The sequence below is a fragment of the Paraburkholderia sp. RCC_158 genome, assembly GCF_041355255.1.
GTDB classification, from domain to species: Bacteria; Pseudomonadota; Gammaproteobacteria; order Burkholderiales; family Burkholderiaceae; genus Paraburkholderia; species Paraburkholderia graminis.
The window spans coordinates 45,826-63,551 of record NZ_JBFUPM010000030.1 but is presented as its reverse complement, the minus strand read 5'-3'; the positions used below and the strand labels follow the sequence as shown (position 1 = coordinate 63,551).

The 17,726-nt window shown below is 64.1% G+C and carries 13 protein-coding genes; 8 read left to right on the top strand and 5 right to left on the bottom strand.

Translation table 11 applies throughout. The annotated features are described in order from the left end of the window. Nucleotides 1-135 precede the first annotated feature (135 nt). On the bottom strand, nt 136-1,743 hold the full coding sequence (locus AB6809_RS33090) for an aldehyde dehydrogenase (NADP(+)) (RefSeq protein WP_006052341.1): 1,608 nt from the start codon (nt 1,741-1,743) through the stop codon (nt 136-138). A gap of 238 nt (nt 1,744-1,981) precedes the next feature. On the opposite strand from AB6809_RS33090, the gene garL reads away from it, so the two are divergent. From garL to AB6809_RS33075, 3 genes are all read left to right on the top strand, one after another. Continuing rightward, the gene (garL, locus tag AB6809_RS33085; protein WP_029971769.1) at nt 1,982-2,788 is read left to right on the top strand and encodes a 2-dehydro-3-deoxyglucarate aldolase; all 807 of its coding nucleotides are present in this window, start codon (nt 1,982-1,984) and stop codon (nt 2,786-2,788) included. Nucleotides 2,789-2,821: 33 nt separating this feature from the next. Further along, complete coding sequence (locus tag AB6809_RS33080; protein ID WP_081653117.1) at nt 2,822-3,736, top strand: 2-hydroxy-3-oxopropionate reductase; 915 nt, start codon at nt 2,822-2,824, stop codon at nt 3,734-3,736. Between the two features lie 307 nt (nt 3,737-4,043). Beyond that, a complete protein-coding gene (locus AB6809_RS33075) occupies nt 4,044-5,957 on the top strand; it encodes a glycoside hydrolase family 28 protein (protein WP_371028128.1) in 1,914 nt (637 codons plus the stop codon). Nucleotides 5,958-6,070: 113 nt separating this feature from the next. Here AB6809_RS33075 and ilvD read toward each other — a convergent pair whose 3' ends face one another. The 3 genes from ilvD to AB6809_RS33060 all read right to left on the bottom strand — a co-directional run bounded on the left by ilvD (nt 6,071) and on the right by AB6809_RS33060 (nt 10,435). Next, a complete protein-coding gene (gene ilvD / locus AB6809_RS33070) occupies nt 6,071-7,930 on the bottom strand; it encodes a dihydroxy-acid dehydratase (protein ID WP_029971773.1) in 1,860 nt (619 codons plus the stop codon). Between the two features lie 316 nt (nt 7,931-8,246). Continuing rightward, entirely contained in the window at nt 8,247-9,545 is a 1,299-nt protein-coding gene (locus tag AB6809_RS33065) for an MFS transporter (protein ID WP_053860241.1), read from the bottom strand. A gap of 32 nt (nt 9,546-9,577) precedes the next feature. Then, nucleotides 9,578-10,435, bottom strand: a complete 858-nt coding sequence (locus AB6809_RS33060) for an NAD(P)-dependent oxidoreductase (RefSeq protein ID WP_006052347.1) — start codon at nt 10,433-10,435, stop codon at nt 9,578-9,580. A 555-nt stretch (nt 10,436-10,990) separates the two neighbouring features. Here AB6809_RS33060 and AB6809_RS33055 point away from each other — a divergent pair. The 4 genes from AB6809_RS33055 (at nt 10,991) to AB6809_RS33040 (ending at nt 14,676) form a co-directional block, all read left to right on the top strand. Then, entirely contained in the window at nt 10,991-12,403 is a 1,413-nt protein-coding gene (locus AB6809_RS33055; protein ID WP_029971775.1) for a cytochrome ubiquinol oxidase subunit I, read from the top strand. Between the two features lie 30 nt (nt 12,404-12,433). Continuing rightward, nucleotides 12,434-13,438, top strand: a complete 1,005-nt coding sequence (gene cydB, locus AB6809_RS33050; RefSeq protein ID WP_006052349.1) for a cytochrome d ubiquinol oxidase subunit II — start codon at nt 12,434-12,436, stop codon at nt 13,436-13,438. Further along, complete coding sequence (locus AB6809_RS33045; protein WP_006052350.1) at nt 13,413-13,571, top strand: hypothetical protein; 159 nt, start codon at nt 13,413-13,415, stop codon at nt 13,569-13,571. The genes cydB and AB6809_RS33045 overlap by 26 nt, the downstream gene beginning before the upstream one ends. Before the next feature lie 340 nt (nt 13,572-13,911). Continuing rightward, nucleotides 13,912-14,676 (top strand): response regulator transcription factor, encoded by a 765-nt coding sequence (locus AB6809_RS33040; protein WP_029971777.1) that lies wholly within the window; start codon nt 13,912-13,914, stop codon nt 14,674-14,676. On the opposite strand, the gene AB6809_RS33035 is transcribed toward AB6809_RS33040, so the two are convergent. Beyond that, nucleotides 14,642-16,462, bottom strand: coding sequence for a hybrid sensor histidine kinase/response regulator (locus AB6809_RS33035; RefSeq protein ID WP_029971778.1), 1,821 nt, complete (start codon nt 16,460-16,462; stop codon nt 14,642-14,644). The two genes, AB6809_RS33040 and AB6809_RS33035, sit on opposite strands and share 35 nt — an antisense overlap. 354 nt (nt 16,463-16,816) lie before the next feature. Here AB6809_RS33035 and AB6809_RS33030 point away from each other — a divergent pair, with 354 nt between their 5' ends. Further along, on the top strand, nt 16,817-17,608 hold the full coding sequence (locus AB6809_RS33030; RefSeq protein ID WP_029971779.1) for a hypothetical protein: 792 nt from the start codon (nt 16,817-16,819) through the stop codon (nt 17,606-17,608). Nucleotides 17,609-17,726 lie beyond the last annotated feature (118 nt).

Here is a 17,726-nt window from a genome sequence, read left to right as displayed (position 1 = left end):
CACTTCGTTCGCTGTGGTCAACTCACGATGGGACTTGCACCCACAAGATTGCGCCCATGCTGGGCGCACAAAGAAAATGGCCGGGGGGTTCACCTCCCCGGCCATTTTTCATTCGATGCCGCCAATCAGGCGCGCTTAGCTGCGCGTGATCTCGCCATCGCGGCGACGCCACAGATTCAGCGGATTGCTGTCAGCCAGCGCCTCGGGCAGCAGATCCGCCGGGAAATCCTGATAGCAGACCGGGCGCAGGAAGCGTTCGATCGCGGTCGTGCCGACCGAGGTCGCGCGGCTGTCGGAGGTCGCCGGGAACGGGCCGCCGTGGACCATCGCGTGGCAGACTTCGACGCCGGTCGGAAAGCCGTTGACCAGCAGACGCCCGGCCTTGCGCTCGAGAATCGGCACGAGCTTCTGGGCCGCGGGCACGTCGGCGGCGTCCATCTGGATCGTGGCCGTCAGTTGGCCGGCGAAGTGCTCGGCAACTTGCAGCAGCTCGGCTTCGTCCTTGCAACGCACGATCGTCGATGCCGGGCCGAACACCTCGTCCTCCAGCGCCGGCGTGGCGACGAACGTCTGCGCATCAGTCACGAACAGTGCGGCGCGCGCCTGGTTCGGGCCCGTTACGTCGGCGCCGCGCGCCACCGTTTCGACGCCGGCGGTCTTGGCCAGCTTGCCCTCGCCTTCCGTGTAGGCGGAGTGGATGCCCGAAGTCAGCATGGTCTGCGCGGGCTTGGCGGCCAGCGCTTCAGAGGCGGTGGCGACGAAGCTCTTCAGCGCATCGCTGTCGACGGCAATCGCGAGGCCCGGGTTCGTGCAGAACTGGCCGGCGCCCAGCGCGAGCGAATCGACGAAACCGCGCGCGATGTTCTCGGTGCGCTGCTTGAGCGCGTTCGACAGCAGAAACACCGGGTTGATGCTGCTCATTTCCGCGTAGACGGGAATCGGCTCGGGGCGCGCCGCCGCGACGCGCATCAGCGACAAGCCGCCCGCGCGCGAACCGGTGAAGCCGACCGCCTTGATCGCCGGATGCGCGACGAGCGCCTCGCCGACCGAATTGCCCGCGCCGACGATCAGCGAGAACACGCCTTCCGGCAGGTCCATTTCCGCTGCGACGCGCTGGATCACACGGCCGACCATCTCCGACGTGCCGAGGTGCGCGCGATGCGCTTTCACCACGACCGGGCAGCCGGCCGCGAGCGCCGCGGCCGTGTCGCCGCCGGCCACCGAGAACGCGAGCGGGAAATTGCTGGCGCCGAACACGGCGACCGGTCCCACCGGAATCCGTTGCATGCGCAGATCGGAACGCGGCAGCGGCTTGCGGTCCGGCAGCGGCGAATCGAGCGTCGCGGTAAGCCACTGGCCCGAGCGCACTACTTGCGCAAACAGCTTGAGCTGGCCGGTCGTGCGGCCGCGCTCGCCTTCCAGACGCGCCTTCGGCAAGCCGGATTCCTGCTGCGCGCGCTCGACGAGCGCATCGCCCAACGCCGTGATGCCGTCCGCGATACGTTCGAGGAACTCGGCGCGCACGCTGAGCGGCAGTTGGCGGTACGGATCGAATGCCTTGCCCGCCAGTTCGCAGGCGAGGTTGACGTCGCTCGCCGTGCCGCTGCCGAAGACCGGCTCGGCGATGTCCGTGCCGGTGGTGGGATTGAACGCGTGCAGCGCCTGTTCGGCGCCGCGCACGGCCTTGCGGCCGATCAGCATTTCGCCGGTGATCTGGCCGGTGACTTCGCTGGAATGGGACATGTCTCTCTTCCTTGTATTAGAGCGCTAGATATAAGTCATCCTACAACATACGGGTGTGCCGATGCAACCGGAACCGCCTACTCGCACATGGGCTTTCAGCGTCATTCCGGGTTAACGTGACCGTTACAACGGCTGAATCGGGTGCTAATCTGGACATAGATATACGACGACCTATAACGTGCAGTTCAGCCATCGTCGGAACTTGACCCGATCCATTTGCCGTTCGAGGAATACGTTCATGCCAGCCGCGCCCTGCCAGCCTTATCAGTCTCTTCCCAACAGCTTCCGCCACGCCGTGCGCAGCGGTGAAACGCTGGTCGGCTGCTGGGCCTCGCTCGCGAGCCCGATTGTCGCCGAACTGCTCGGCGTGATCGGCTTCGACTGGCTGCTGCTCGACGCCGAACACGCGCCGAACGACGTCCTCACGCTGATCCCGCAACTGATGGCGCTCAAGGACAGCCGCAGCGCGCCGGTCGTGCGCCCGCCTGCCAACGAGAGCGTCGTCATCAAGCGGATGCTGGACAGCGGCTTTTCCAACTTCCTCGTGCCGTTCGTCGATAACGCCGACGACGCGGCGCGCGCGGTCGCCGCCACGCGCTATCCGCCGCAAGGCGTTCGCGGCGTCTCGGTGGGCCACCGCGGCAACCGCTACGCGACGGTACCCGACTATTTTGACATTGCCAACGACAACGTCTGCGTCATCGTGCAGATAGAGAGCCGCCAGGCCGTGAACTCGATCGACGCGATTCTTGCCGTCGACGGCGTCGATGCGGTATTCGTCGGCCCGTCCGACCTCGCGGCCGCCTACGGACATCTCGGCAACGCCGCGCATCCCGACGTGCAGCAGGCAATCGCCCATGTGTTCGAACGCGCGCAGGCCGCGGGCAAGCCGAGCGGCATTCTTGCGCCGGTGCAAGCCGACGCCGAACGCTATCTCGCGATGGGCTGCCGCGTCATCGCCGTGTGCGCCGACCTCGGGCTGTTGCGAAACGCCGCGCAGGCCGTCCATCAACACTTCATCAGGAAACCGGCTGGCCAGAGCTAAGCCACGCGCAGCGCGGGCGCAAACCAGGCCGCCATGACATCTCTGGAGCATTCCATGCAAAAAGCAGGCTTTATCGGACTCGGCATCATGGGCAAGCCCATGGCCGCGAATCTTCTCAAGAACGGCGTCACGCTCGCCGCCTTCACGCGCAGCGGCGTGCCCGACGATCTCACCAAGGCCGGCGCACAGGCATGCGACAGCCCCGCCGCCGTCGCGGCGCAGGCCGACATCATCTTCATCATGGTGCCGGACACACCGGACGTCGAGCGCGTGCTGTTCGGCGAGAACGGACTGGCGAGCGCGTTGCATGCGGGTCAAACGGTGGTCGACATGAGTTCGATCTCGCCGATGGCCACGCGCGAGTTCGCCGCTCGCGTGCGCGAAACGGGCGCGGATTATCTCGATGCCCCGGTATCGGGCGGCGAAGTCGGCGCGAAGGCCGGGTCGCTCACCATCATGGTCGGCGGCGAGCAGGCCACCTTCGACAGCGTGAAGCCGCTGTTCGACATGATGGGCAAGAACGTCACGCTGATCGGCGCGGTCGGCGCGGGCCAGGTGTGCAAGGTCGCCAATCAGGTGATCGTCGCGGCCACGATCGAGGCGGTCGGCGAAGCGCTGCTGCTCGCGTCGAAAGCCGGCGTCGATCCGGCGCGCGTGCGCGAAGCGTTGATGGGCGGCTTCGCGTCGTCGCGCATTCTAGAAGTGCACGGCGAGCGCATGACGAAGCGCACCTTCGATCCGGGCTTTCGCATCGAACTGCATCAGAAGGATTTGAATCTCGCGCTGTCGACCGCGCAGACGCTCGGCGTTTCGTTGCCGAATACCGCCACCTGTCAGGCACTTTTCAATGCGTGCGTCGCGCACGGCGGCAAGGCATGGGATCACTCGGCGATGGTGCGTGCGCTCGAAGTGCTCGCCAATCACGAGATCGGCCAGCAAACAACCTGACCCATCACGCGCGTTCCGCCGCGCCGCTTCGCCCGTTCGATGTCGATGAATGGGTAAAGCGGCGCGTGTTGCGTTCTGGGCCAAAACAAACCGACAAATTCCCTTCGTTTCTTTCAATTATTAAGGATGACTGACTTAACAAGAACAATGGCAATGAACGCCGTACTTTCGAGCATCGACGATTATTTACAACGCCCTGAAGGGCAAGGAGACATTCGTGGCGAGTCACTATAAAAACAGCGGCAAACGGGCAGCATCAGTGAACGCGGCTCATGCCGAACCTTATTCACCTGGACGCCGGGCGTTCATGGTGTTCGCCGGCACCTCCGCGGGCGCGACGCTGCTCGGCGGCTTGTCCGCGTGCGGCGGCTCGGGCAGTTCGGGGCTCACACCCGAAGATCCGATCTGGGGCAGCTACGGCGCCGCGACGCAGATCGTCGCTTCGCTCGCCGGCATCAAACAGTCGATGTTCCCGTCGCGCGACTTCGTCGTTACGCAATACGGCGCGCAGCCGTGCGCGGTGGTCGCGGCAACCAATCCGTACACAGGCTCGTCGTCGCCCGCGAGCCCCGGCTCCAACCAGACCAACGCGGCGTCTTCATTCGACTCGCGCCCGGCGTTCCTCGCCGCGATTCAGGCAGCCAACGCGGCGGGCGGCGGCCGCGTCGTGGTGCCGTCCGGCAACTGGTATTGCGCGGGTCCGATCGTGCTGCTCAGCAACGTCAATTTCCATTTGAGCGCCAATTGCACGATCTATTTCAGCCCGAATCCCGCCGACTACGCGAAGGACGGCCCGGTCAACTGCGGCGCGAACGGCAACCTCTTTTACAGCCGCTGGCAGGCGAACGATTGCCTGAACTTCGGCTCGCCCGTCTACGCGCGCAATCAGTCGAACATCGCGCTGACCGGCGAAGACGCGACCTCGGTGCTCAACGGTCAGGCGATGACGCCGTTCGCCGGCTCGGGCAACACCGCGACCTGCTGGTGGACCTTCAAGGGATCGAATGGGGCCTACGGTTGCGTGAGTTCGTCGACGCCCTCGCAGGTGTACAAGAACCCGAGCAACGTGGATCTGCGAACTGTTGCGCCCGGCATTTCCGACGCGCTCTACACACAGTTGACGAGTCCGACGACGCCCTGGCAAGAGGACCAGAACTACTTGCCCGCGCTCTCGGAAGCGGGCGTGCCGATTGCGAAGCGCATCTTTGGCCTCGGTCACTATCTGCGCCCATGCATGGTCGAGTTCATCGGCTGCACGAATGTGCTGATGGAAAACTACACCACGAACAACACGCCGTTCTGGCAGCATCATCCGACCGATTGCAAGAACGTCGTGATTCGCGGCGTGACGACCAACAGCATCGGTCCGAATAACGACGGCTTCGACCCCGACGCGTGCGACAACGTGCTGTGCGACGGCGTGACCTTCAACACGGGCGACGACTGCATCGCGATCAAGTCGGGCAAGGATCTCGATACGCAATACGGTCCCGCGCAAAATCACGTGATCCAGAACTGCACGATGAATAGCGGCCACGGCGGCATTACGCTCGGCAGCGAAATGGGCGGCGGCGTGCAGAACATTTACGCGCGCGATCTCCAGATGCTGAATCAGAACTGGGCGACCAATCCGCTCAATATCGCGATCCGTATCAAGACCAATATGAATCGCGGCGGCTTCGTGAAGAACTTCTACGTCGACAAGGTCACGTTGCCCAACGGCGTCGCGCTGAAAGGCGGCGGCTACGGCAGCGCGCTGCTCGCCGGCAGCCCGATCAACGGCACCGTGCCGCTTGGCGTGGTGACTGCGACTGCGGCCAATCCGTCCGCGGCTCAGGGCGGCCTGATTACATTCGACTGCGATTATCAGCCGGCCAACGACGCAATCAGAACGCGGCCGGCGGTCGTGCAGAACGTCAACATCTCGAACGTGCAGGCGAGCAACGTCACGCTCAACGGCGTCACGGCTTCGTGTTTTCAGGCGATCGTCGCGCAAGGCCCCGTCGCGTTCGACTACAACGGACCGACGCCCGCGCCGACCGTTCCGCCGATCACCGGCGTGACGATCTCGAACTGCAATCTCGGCACTGCCGTCTGCGCGGGACCGGCCAACGCGACTACGCCGGGGCCGATCTATGCGTACAACGTCAACGGCATTGCGTTGAAGAACGTCGTAATCGGCGGGACGACGTACAACACGAACGTGGTCGATCAGCGGTAAGCCGCGCGCGCGGCGGAGTTGCGGCTGCGCCGCGTTGTGAAAAAAAAACCGCTCGGGAGAGCGGTTTTTCTACGGTTTTTATTGCTAACAGCGCATGACGCGCTGAGCAAAAATCAATCTTCCAGCAACGACAGATCGCGCACCGCGCCCTTGTCGGCCGACATCACCAGCTTCGCGTAAGCCTTGAGCGCCGCCGACACCCGGCGCGGACGCGCCTTCGCCGGCTTCCATCCCTTCGCGTTCTGCTCCTCGCGGCGGCTTGCCAGCTCCGCGTCGGACAGCAGCACGTCGATCGTGCGGTTCGGAATGTCGATGCGGATCTTGTCGCCGTCGCGCACGAGGCCGATCGCGCCGCCCGCCGCCGCTTCCGGCGAACAGTGGCCGATCGACAGGCCCGACGTGCCGCCCGAAAAGCGGCCGTCCGTCAGCAGCGCGCAGGCTTTGCCGAGACCTTGCGACTTGATGTAGCTCGTCGGGTAAAGCATTTCCTGCATGCCCGGCCCGCCCTTCGGACCTTCGTAACGGACGATCACCACGTCGCCCGCCTTCACCTTGCCCGCGAGAATGTTCTCGACCGCTTCGTCCTGCGATTCGGTGACGTGCGCGGTGCCTTCGAACACCAGAATGCTTTCGTCGACGCCGGCGGTTTTCACCACGCAGCCGTCGAGCGCGATGTTGCCGGTCAGCACCGCAAGGCCGCCTTCCTTCGAGAACGCGTGCTCGTACGAACGGATGCAGCCTTCGGCGCGATCCAGATCGAGACTCGGCCAGCGCGTGTTCTGGCTGAACGCCACCTGCGTCGGCACGCCTGCGGGACCGGCCATGTAGAAAGTCCGGACCGCTTCGTCGTCAGTGCGAACGATGTCCCACTGATCGAGCGCGTCTTTCAGCGTCGGCGCGTGGACCGTGGGCACGTCGGTGTGCAGCTTGCCCGCGCGATCCAGCTCGCCGAGGATCGCCATGATGCCGCCCGCGCGATGCACGTCTTCGATGTGGTACTTGTTGGTGTTGGGCGCCACCTTGCACAGTTGCGGAACGACGCGCGACAGGCGGTCGATGTCCGTCATCGTGAAGTCGATCTCGGCTTCCCGCGCGATGGCCAGCAAATGCAGAATCGTGTTGGTCGAGCCGCCCATCGCGATGTCGAGCGTCATCGCGTTTTCGAACGCCTTGAAGCCGACCGCGCGCGGCAGCACGCTCGCCTTTTCCTCTTCGTAATACTCGCGGGCCAGTCCGACGATGCGGCGGCCGGCGCGCTTGAAGAGCTGCTCGCGGTCCGCGTGCGTGGCGACCACCGTGCCGTTGCCCGGCAGGGAAAGACCGAGCGCCTCGGTGAGGCAGTTCATCGAATTGGCCGTGAACATGCCCGAGCACGAGCCGCACGTCGGACATGCGGAACGCTCGACTTCGGCGACGTCGGCGTCGGAATACGCCTTGTCGGCGGCGATCACCATTGCATCCACGAGATCGAGCTTCTTGAATTCGATGGTGCCGGTTTTCGGATTGGCGAGGCGCGTCTTGCCCGCTTCCATCGGGCCGCCCGACACGAAGATCACCGGAATGTTCAGGCGCATCGCGGCCATCAGCATGCCAGGCGTGATCTTGTCGCAGTTCGAGATGCACACCATCGCGTCGGCGCAGTGCGCGTTGACCATGTATTCCACCGAATCCGCGATGATGTCGCGGCTCGGCAGCGAATACAGCATGCCGTCGTGGCCCATCGCGATGCCGTCGTCGACGGCGATGGTGTTGAATTCCTTGGCGACGCCGCCGGCGGCCTCGATCTCGCGCGCGACGAGCTGGCCGAGATCTTTCAGGTGCACATGGCCGGGCACGAACTGCGTGAACGAATTGACGACCGCGATGATCGGCTTCGAGAAGTCTTCGTCTTTCATGCCGGTGGCGCGCCACAGCGAGCGCGCGCCCGCCATGTTGCGGCCGGCGGTGGAGGTTTTGGAACGGTATGCGGGCATCGTGGTTGTTGAATGAATATCGCTTGAAAGAAGCGGGCCAAGGGAGTGACGGCCCCTCGAGCGCCCGTGCGAACAACCTCGTGAGCCGCGCCGCGGGCAAAACGCGCAATTATCCCACAGGGTCCGGCGGTGTGCGGGTCGCAAGTGCGGCTGGGCGGCGTTCGCGGCGAGGCTTGCGGCGGTGTGCAACGGACTGACCCGTGAACGAAAACGGCGCCCGCAGGCGCCGCTTTGGCTGAACGTCAGCGCCGCGTGATGCCGGCGCGGACGCTTCGTCGAATGTGTCCGTCGAATCTTCGTCGAATATCTGCGTCGATTACTTGGCCGGGACCGCGCCATTCGCCTGCGACCAGCGCGGCTCAGGCGTCTTGTCCGCGCTCTTCGCGAGCAGGCACACCACGCCGGCCGCGATGATGTCGAACACCGCGAGCACCACGAAGAGCGGGCTGTAGCCGACCTGCGTCACGAGCACGCCGAACAGCGCCGTGAAAGCCGCCGCGCCGAGATAGCCGGCCATGCCGCCCATGCCGGTGGCCGTCGCGACTTCGTTCTTGCCGAACATATCCGACGTGATAGCGTACAACGCGCCCGACAGCGTCTGGTGCGCAAAGCCGCCCACGCACAGGAGCGCGACCGCCACATACGGACTCGCGACGAGGCCCACGCACGCCGGCCCGATCATGCACAGCGCGCCGACCACGAACACCATCTTGCGCGACGTGAACAGCGAAACCTTCGCGTACTTGTGAAACAGCGGGCTCAGATAACCGCCGAGCACGCAGCCGATATCCGCGGCGAGAAACGGCATCCACGCATACAACGCGATTTCCTTCAGGTTCATGTGACGCTCGGTCATCATGTAAAGCGGAATCCACGCGTTGAACGTCTGCCATGCCGGCTCGGACAAAATGCGCGGAATGCCGATCGCCCAGAAGTCGCGGCTTTTCATCATCGCGAACCAGTTGCGCTTGGGCGCGCCATCGTCGCTATGCTTCGCTTCCTGACCGCTCAGGATGTAGTCGCGCTCCGCGTCGCCGAGCAGCTTCTGCTTGCGCGGATGCTTGTACAGCACCATCCACACGGCGCTCCACACAATCCCCGCCACGCCGACAATCACGAACGCCAGTTGCCACTGCCCATGCAACAGCGCCCAGACCACGAGCGGCGGCGCGAGCAGTGCACCGATCGACGAACCGATGTTGAACCAGCCGATCGCCACCGAACGCTCCTTGGCCGGAAACCATTCGCTGGTGGCTTTCACGCCGGCCGGAATGCCCGCCGCCTCGGCAATGCCGAGCAGGCCGCGGAAGAAAGCGAGGCTGCGCCATCCCGTCGACCACGCTGCCGCCGCACAGGCGAGCGACCAGGCCAGCGCGAACGCCGCGAAGCCGATCTTGGTGCCGACCGTGTCGAGCAGAAAGCCCGCGACCGGCTGCATGAACGCATAGCAAAGCTGCCATGCGACTACGACGTGAGCGTATTGCTCAGTCGTGATGTGCAGGTCTTTCATCAGCGTCGGCGCGGCCACCGACAACGTATTGCGCGCCAGATAATTGATGATGAGCCCGGCTGCGACCAGACTGACCATCCACCAGCGGATGCCCTTGATCTTCATTGCTGCGTCTCCTGGTAATGCTTTAACTTGCTTCAGGCCGGCCGCGCCGCCGAAGCGCTGCCCGCGCCGGTGCCCGCGCCCGTGCCGGCGCCCTCTTCCTCACGCCGCGAATAGTCGATGCCGACAAAGCCGCCGCCCTGGAAGCGCTGGCCCAGCGCATCGAGCGGATTCGGACGGGCCAGGATTTCGTCGGCGTAGTCTTCGGCGTTCTGCTTCGGCGTGTAGCCGAGGCGCGCTGCGCCGCTGTTGTCCCACCAGCTACGCGTATTGGCCGACACGCCCCACACGGTGATGAAGCCGAGATCGTCGGCTTCGATGCAGCGGTCGAGGAAATGCATCAGGTCCGCGTGGCCGAACCAGGTGCTGAGATGGCGCGGCTCGGTCGGACGCTCGAGGCAACTGCCGATGCGCACACACACGCTCTCGATGCCGTGCTTGTCCCAGTACATGCGGGCAAGCGCTTCGCCCCAGACCTTGCTGAGGCCATAAAAACCGTCGGGGCGCAGTTCGCAATCGAGGCTCAGGCGCTCCGTCACCGGATACATGCCGATCGCGTGATTCGAGCTGGCGAACACGATGCGCTTCACGCCGTGCCGCCGCGCGCCCTCGTACACCTCAACGAGACCGCGCAAATTGTTTTCGATGATCTCGGGCAGCGGACGCTCGACGCTCGTGCCGGCGAAGTGGATCAGTACATCGACGCCTTCCAGCAGCCGGTCGACGACCGCCGGATCGCGCAGGTCGCCGTGCATCACATCCTCGCCGTCGATGAGCGGCGTGAGCGGCTTCGAGCCGGCCGCCGAACGCAGCGGCGTGCCCCGCGCAATGAACGCGGCGCGCACGACCGAGCCAAGCTGGCCACCGGCGCCACTAAGGGCAATCTTCTTCATAGGGGTTCCTTTACTGCACCGGCTCGTGCGCGGGCTAGTTGTACGATAACGTACTATCAACGATGCGGAATCGGATTTCAACTAGGCATTTACCCGAGGTGTCGGCGTGCCTTTCGATACTTCCAGGCACTGAACGACAAGCCGCAGGCTTAATTTATGGTGCGATGTCGTATGACATTGAAAACAAACCGGCCGCACTCGACACTCACCGCGCCATTGGACACCGCCGCAAAGCGCATCGCTCTCAACAAGCAGCCCTCGACATAACCCAACTCCCGCGCCCACCGTTTGCTGCGACGCGGTCGATTGCCGCACTCACGCCCCACCTGGCGCAAAACGCGCCCTCGCAAGCAATAAGAAAAAACTGATACAGATCAGTCATTTGCCACGCGCGAACGGCAAAACCGCACAAAACAACGCGGTTCTTTGACGCACGTCGCGCCGCAGCATAATTCGCCGCGTTGGCCTAATCTTCGGCCATCTGCGAAACGCAGTGCGCACCGACACCGGTCGACGCGCGTAGTCCGCAACGAGCGGCATCACGCCTTCACGATCATGAACTCCGCAATATCGGCATTCGACCTCGCCCGCATCCAGTTTGCGTTCACCGTTTCGTTTCACATCGTTTTTCCGGCGCTGAGCATCGGCCTCGCGAGTTTCATCGCCGTGCTCGAATGGCGCTGGCTCAAAACCGGCAAGACCTACTACAAGGACTTGTGCCTCTTCTGGTCGAAGATCTTCGCCGTCGCCTTCGGCATGGGCGTCGTCTCCGGCGTCGTGATGAGCTATCAGTTCGGCACCAACTGGTCCGGCTTCTCGAGTTTCGCCGGACCCGTCACCGGACCTTTGCTGATGTACGAGGTCATGACCGCGTTCTTTCTCGAAGCCGGCTTCCTCGGCATCATGCTGTTCGGCTGGCAGCGCGTGAGCCCGCGCGCGCATTTCGGCGCGACGCTGATGGTCGCGATCGGCACGCTCATCTCGACCTTCTGGATTCTCGCGTCGAATAGCTGGATGCAGACGCCGCAAGGCTTCGAGGTGGTGAACGGCCAGGTCGTGCCGCTCGACTGGTTCAAGATCATCTTCAACCCGTCGTTCCCGTACCGGCTCGCGCATATGGCGCTCGCGGCGTTCATCGTCGCGGGGCTCGTGGTCGCCGCGGTCGGCGCGTGGCATCTGCTGCGCGGACGGCGCGATCCGGCCGTCAAGAAGATGTTCTCGATGGCGCTCTGGCTGCTGCTGATTCTCACGCCGATCCAGGCGGTCGTCGGCGATCAGCATGGTTTGAACACGCGCGAATATCAGCCGGCGAAGATCGCGGCAATCGAAGGTTTGTGGGAAACCGAGAAAGGCGGCACCGCGCTCAACCTGTTCGGCATCCCCGACATGCAGGCGGAAACCACGCGCTACGCGGTGTCGATTCCGCACCTGGGCAGCCTGATCCTCACGCATAGCTGGGACGGCGAAATTCGCGGCCTCAAGGAATTCCCACCGCAAGACCGGCCGAATTCGACGGTGGTGTTCTGGAGCTTTCGCATCATGGCCGGGCTCGGCATGCTGATGATCGCGATGTCGATTGGCGCATGGGTGCTGCGCCGCCGCGGCACGCTGTTCGAGTCGAAGTGGTTCCAGCGCGTCGCGGTGGCGATGGGTCCGAGCGGTTTCATCTCGCTGCTGGCCGGCTGGGTGACCACTGAAGTCGGCCGTCAGCCGTGGGTCGTGTACGGCGTGATGCGCACGTCGCAGGCCGTGTCGCCGCTTACCGCGCAGCAGGTCGGCATTTCGCTGATGGCCTTCGTGGTCGTGTATTTCCTCGTGTTCGGCACGGGCATTTACTACATGCTGAAGCTGATGCGCTCCGGCCCGGCGCTGCCCGGACAGACGCCGCACGACGCGCCTGCCCACACGCCGGACCAGACCGCGCGCCGCCCTTTCTCCGCCGCCGATCAGGCGATCGACGCCGCGTAACCCGATCTCTTCTCTTAGCCGAGTCACAAAATGGACGTAACCGTAGTGTGGGCCGCGATCATCGCGCTAGGTCTTTTCATGTATGTGGTGCTGGACGGCTTCGACCTCGGCATCGGCATCGTGTTTCCGTTTTTCCCCGACGAGAAGGAACGCGACCTGATGATGAACACCGTCGCGCCCGTCTGGGACGGCAACGAAACCTGGCTGGTGCTGGGCGGCGCCGCGCTCTTCGCCGTCTTTCCGATGGTGTATTCGACCGTGCTGTCCGCGCTTTATCTGCCGCTCATTTTCATGCTCGTGTGCCTGATCTTTCGCGGCGTGTCATTCGAGATTCGCGCGAAGGCGAATCGAACGAAGCACCTGTGGGATCTCGCGTTCATCGGCGGCTCGGCGGGCGCGGCGTTTTTCCAGGGCGTCGCGCTGGGCGCGTTTCTGCAAGGCATTCCGGTGATCGACGGCGCGTATGCCGGCGACGCCTTCGGCTGGCTTACGCCGTTCAGCCTGCTGGCGGGCCTCGGACTCGTCGTTACTTACGCGCTGCTCGGCTGCTGCTGGCTCGTCGCGAAGACGGAAGGCGATCTGCAGCGCCGCCTGCATCGCATGGTGTGGCCGCTGACGGTCGTGCTGCTCGGCTTCATCGCGATGGTGAGCCTGTGGACGCCGCTGCAGGACGCGAACATCGCGCAACGCTGGTTCGACGACGGCCTGTTCTACCGGCTGCTGCCCGTGCCGTTCATGGTCGCGGTCTGCGCGTTCTTCATGCGCCGCGCGGTGCGCGAGCGGCATGACAACATGCCGTTCGTGCTCGCGCTCCTGCTCGTGCTGCTCGGTTACGGCGGGCTGCTGGTGAGCTTGTGGCCGTACGCGATTCCGTCGAGCGTGACGTTGTGGGAAGCAGCCGCGCCGCGCTCGAGCCAGACCTTCACGCTGGTCGGCGCGGCGGTGATTCTGCCGATCATCGTCGCCTATACGACGATGGGTTACTGGGTTTTCCGTGGAAAGGTGCGTCATGGCGACCAACATCACTATCACTAGGATCAGATCCGCGCGCAGGCTGCCAGGCTGGCTCTGGTTCATCGCGCTCTGGTGCTTCGGCGTGGGCTCGGCGATGTCGCTCGGCTACGCGTTCAAGCTTCTGATGAATGCGACGCTGTTTGCCGTGAAATAGCCGCTCGCCGCGTGCGCGCGCGGGCAATTCGATCCATGCCGCATAAGCTTTTGCGTCCGCCCGGCGGCGCTTAAAAAACGGCGCGCGCGGCTCGTCTACCTAGCAAGCCGGGGCCGATGCGCGAGAGAGACCTGCCCGCACAGGGCACACAAAAAAACGTGGCGCCGGCGATGCCACAAGCAGAGAATGACCGGCGCGGCGAGCCGCAAGGCCGCCGCGTCAACCGATCGGCTTAGATCACGGGGTAGCCGGCAATGATGCGATTCACGACAATAGAAGTAAAACGGGGCCTGGCAACAGCGGTAGTCCACAACACGCAAGCTCGACTCGTGGAGACATCATGAAGTTTCTTGTGGCGGACGACCATGAACTGATCCGGCAAGGCGTCAAGGGAATGCTGCGCGGGCTGGATGCCGACGCCCAATTCGACGAAGCCGATACCTGGGAAACCCTCGCCGCAGCCGCGCGGCCCGACGCGGATCACGATCTCGCGATCGTCGATCTTCATATGCCGGGCATGAGCGGAGCGTCGTCGCTGGAAATGCTGTTGAAGGCGAATCCGGCGCTGCCGGTGGTCGTCCTTTCCGCCGAGGAGTCGCCAGACGAGATGCGCGCGGTGCTGGCCGCGGGCGCGCTCGGTTTCGTGCCGAAGCGGCAGCCCGCGAGCGTGATGCTGAAGGCGATCGAACTCGTGCTGTCCGGCGGCGCTTATGTGCCGATGGAAGCGCTGAGCCTGCTCGGCTCGCGCGATGCGCAACCGGCGCAGGCATGCGCGGAGCACGCCGCCGCTTCGCCTCAACAGGTGGCAAGCACCTCCGCGGGCCAAAACCCAGGCACCGCGACGCTCACCGAGCCCATCGTGCAACTTCAGCCGTTGCAGCCGCATCAGCAGCACTTGCTGGAAAACCTGTCGCCGCGTCAGCAGGACATCATGCGGCTCGTGCATCGCGGCTGGACCAACAAGATGATCGCGCGCGAACTCGGCGTGGCCGAGGGCACGGTGAAGGTGCATCTGTCGGTGATCTTCCGGGCGCTCGGCGTGCACAACCGGTCGACGGCAATCGCCGTGATCAACGGCTGGCTTGAAGCGGGGAGAACGCTGTAGCGGGCGGCGGCGTTGGTCCTTTATCGATCTCCGCCTGCTGCCACAGCATGTCGAGCGTGCGCCGCAAGCGCGCCGCCGCCACCGGCTTGTGCAACACCGGAATGCCTTGTGCGGCGAGCGCCGCCAGTTCCGCCGACGCCATATCGCCTGTAATCAGCAGCATCACGACACCTTCGTGGCCCGAGCGCGCCAGTTCGCTGCGCACCGCCGTCAGCGCCTGCGCGCCCGTGCGGTGATTGGCCAACTGGTAATCGCAAAGCACCGCGTCGGGGACGAAACCGTCCTCGAGCGCGGCCAATGCGGCGGTTTCGTCGCGTACGCCCTGCACGATGCAGCCCCAGCGGCCGAGCAGGCTCGAAAGACCTTCGAGAATCGACGGCTCGTCGTCGATGCACAGCACGCGGCGTCCTTGCGCCGTCGGTCCGCCCGTCACCGCCTCGTTCAGACTTGCGACGATGCCGCTCGCGTCGCCCGCCTGCACCGGAAAGCGGAACACCGAGCCGCGTCCCGGTGCCGAGCGCAACTGCAATTCGCCGCCCAGCATGCCGACGAGGCGCTTCACCGTCGGCAGGCCGAGGCCGTGCCCCTGGCGCGCGTCGCGCTGCGGATTTGCGACCTGATAGAACTCCTCGAAAATACGCTCGTGCTCCTGCTCCGGAATGCCGATGCCCGAATCGCGCACTTCGATATAGCCGCCGTTGGTTCGCCCCGCGCGCCGGAAGCCGAGCCAGATCGCGCCTTCCTCGGTATAGCGGACAGCGTTCGACAGCAGATTGCTCAGCACGCGTTCGAGCAGCACGGGATCGTCGTGGACCACCATCGACGTCGGCGCGATTCGCAGCGCGAGCCCCTTCGCCGCCGCTTGCGGACGATACTGGCTGCCGACGCGCTCGAACAGTTCCGAGAGCCGGAAATGCAAGCGGATCACCTGCGTGACGCCGCTTTCGAGCCGCGCGAGATCGAGCACCTGGTTGAACAACTGGTTCAGCGCCTCGACGTTATGGACGATGTGCTCGGCGGTCTTCGCGTGCTGCGCGGGCGTCGCGGCGGAATCGTTGAGCGACGCCGCCAGCAGCCCGATTGCGTGCAACGGCTGGCGCAAATCATGGCTCGCCGCCGCGAAAAAGCGCGTTTTCGCGAGACTCGCCTCTTCGGCGACATGCTTTTGCGCCGCCAGCGATTCCGCCAGGTACTGCTGATCGACGCGCGCCTGCACGACCTGCTGGAACAGTTTGCGGTAACTGAGCGCATACACGTTGATCGCGCAGAAGAAGAACGCGAGCACGATGGCAAGAATCGTGCGATCGAACGTATGCATGCCGAAATGCAGCACGATCGACGGAAACAGCAGAAACGGAATGGCGGTGGCGAAGTTCAGCAGGTCGAAGCCGTTCGACATGAACACGCCCGCTGCGAGCGTGACGAGCATCACCGTATGCAGCAGCGGCAAGTCGCTCTGCGGACTCTGGAACGCAAACCAGATCGCGATGCCCGGTGCGCTGTACAGCAGCACGCCGCGCACCGCGTGCACGTTGATCCAGCCGCGCGGCGACAGCAGATGCGGATAGCGCCGATTGCAGATCCATAGCGCGAGACCCGCGCAGTTGGCGGCCGCATAGAAGCCGAAGCAGGCGATGAAAAGCGGCGGCGACGGTATCGCGGGCCAGTAAATGGCCACCAGCACCGCGATCGAAAACCAGTGCGAGAAGAAAGCGATCGGGTCTTGTGCGTACAGCACGCGCACCAGGTCTTCGTCGATTGCACGCTGGATCGGGTCAGCCCGCATCGCGCGGTCTCCTTGTCGGGCACGGCAAATTCGGTGAGGGGGCGCGAGAGCCTGGCGCTTGCACGGAGCGCGCTGCGGCGTGTTTGCGCAAGAGCTTGCACGGTTCTACTGCAATGCAGCGGCGCACGGCCGCCGCTTTCTTATCAGACGAATCAGGGGCGTGCTGCCGGATGGTTTACCCGGCAGTTTACCCATCAGCTAACACTTAATCCATATAGGCGAAGCCGCCGCCGACGACCATACTGGCCTCACTACCTGGCGCGGCCGCAACGATTCTTCCTTCCGCCTTTCGCCTGCATTCCGGGCTCGCCGCGCTTCTCGCCTTACTCACGCCTAACCCTAATGGAGGCTTTCATGGGCGCAGTTCCGAGCCACGAGTTCGTCCGCAATCTCGACGACGCGATCCTGCCCGATCTGTGGCGCCGCCGCACGCAGTTGTCCGCCGACGAAATGGTGTCGATGGTCGAACTCGTCAAGCGGGCGTTGCGGACTTACCATCCGCTGGAACTGCAGGCACTCGGCGAAGATAAGGAAGAACTGGTTGCGCAGTTCATTTATTCCAAGGTTCTGCGCCTTGCCCCCGGCCACACCGAAACGCATGCGTGCGCCGATAGCGCGCCGTCCAATGGCTACGCACTGTGCGCGTATTTCCGCCGCTATCTGATCGACTGCCTGCGCAGCGCGGGGCATCAACGCAATGTGTCGATGGAAACCGACGGCATGGCGCAGGAAATCGATCTGCACGCCCAGGCATTGGAAGACCCCGTGCAAAGCGTGCTGCTGCAATACGGGCTCGACGAACAACGGGTGCGGCACGCGGCGCGCGCTTTTATCGAAAGTCTCGACGAGCCCGAACGGATCGTGCTGGCCGGCAGCCTTGGCTGGTGCTCGGAAGGCAAAGGCGGATTGTCGGCGGTTGCGGCTTCGCATCGGGTGCCCTCGTATCACTATCGCGCCGTCAAACTCGGCGTCACCATGAAAAAGACGGCCACCGCCGACGATTTTTCCAATACGAAGATCGGCCGCTGGCTCACGGACGTGCTCGGGATCGAGATCGACATCGACAATCGCAGTGCGATTCTGCTGGCGCTGAATCTGCTCGCGGCCGAGTCGATCGATAGCGAAATGAATGAAGCGGCCGCATGACAGGCTGCAGCATCGACACGAAAAAGAACACGTAAAAAGCCGCATGAGCGGACTCAACAACAACGGGCTCAACAATACTAATGGGGAAATCATAGAGGCACAGGGGACTCCTTTGGGC

Coding starts and splice junctions, on each gene's coding strand:
- AB6809_RS33075 (WP_371028128.1), top strand. CDS start 4,044: ATGGTGTTCGCCGGCACCTCCGCGGGCGCGACGCTGCTCGGCGGCTTG.
- garL (WP_029971769.1), top strand. CDS start 1,982: ATGCCAGCCGCGCCCTGCCAGCCTTATCAGTCTCTTCCCAACAGCTTC.
- AB6809_RS33080 (WP_081653117.1), top strand. CDS start 2,822: ATGACATCTCTGGAGCATTCCATGCAAAAAGCAGGCTTTATCGGACTC.
- AB6809_RS33040 (WP_029971777.1), top strand. CDS start 13,912: ATGAAGTTTCTTGTGGCGGACGACCATGAACTGATCCGGCAAGGCGTC.
- AB6809_RS33035 (WP_029971778.1), bottom strand. CDS start 16,462: ATGCGGGCTGACCCGATCCAGCGTGCAATCGACGAAGACCTGGTGCGC.
- AB6809_RS33065 (WP_053860241.1), bottom strand. CDS start 9,545: ATGAAGATCAAGGGCATCCGCTGGTGGATGGTCAGTCTGGTCGCAGCC.
- AB6809_RS33055 (WP_029971775.1), top strand. CDS start 10,991: ATGAACTCCGCAATATCGGCATTCGACCTCGCCCGCATCCAGTTTGCG.
- AB6809_RS33045 (WP_006052350.1), top strand. CDS start 13,413: ATGGCGACCAACATCACTATCACTAGGATCAGATCCGCGCGCAGGCTG.
- AB6809_RS33090 (WP_006052341.1), bottom strand. CDS start 1,743: ATGTCCCATTCCAGCGAAGTCACCGGCCAGATCACCGGCGAAATGCTG.
- AB6809_RS33060 (WP_006052347.1), bottom strand. CDS start 10,435: ATGAAGAAGATTGCCCTTAGTGGCGCCGGTGGCCAGCTTGGCTCGGTC.
- cydB (WP_006052349.1), top strand. CDS start 12,434: ATGGACGTAACCGTAGTGTGGGCCGCGATCATCGCGCTAGGTCTTTTC.
- ilvD (WP_029971773.1), bottom strand. CDS start 7,930: ATGCCCGCATACCGTTCCAAAACCTCCACCGCCGGCCGCAACATGGCG.
- AB6809_RS33030 (WP_029971779.1), top strand. CDS start 16,817: ATGGGCGCAGTTCCGAGCCACGAGTTCGTCCGCAATCTCGACGACGCG.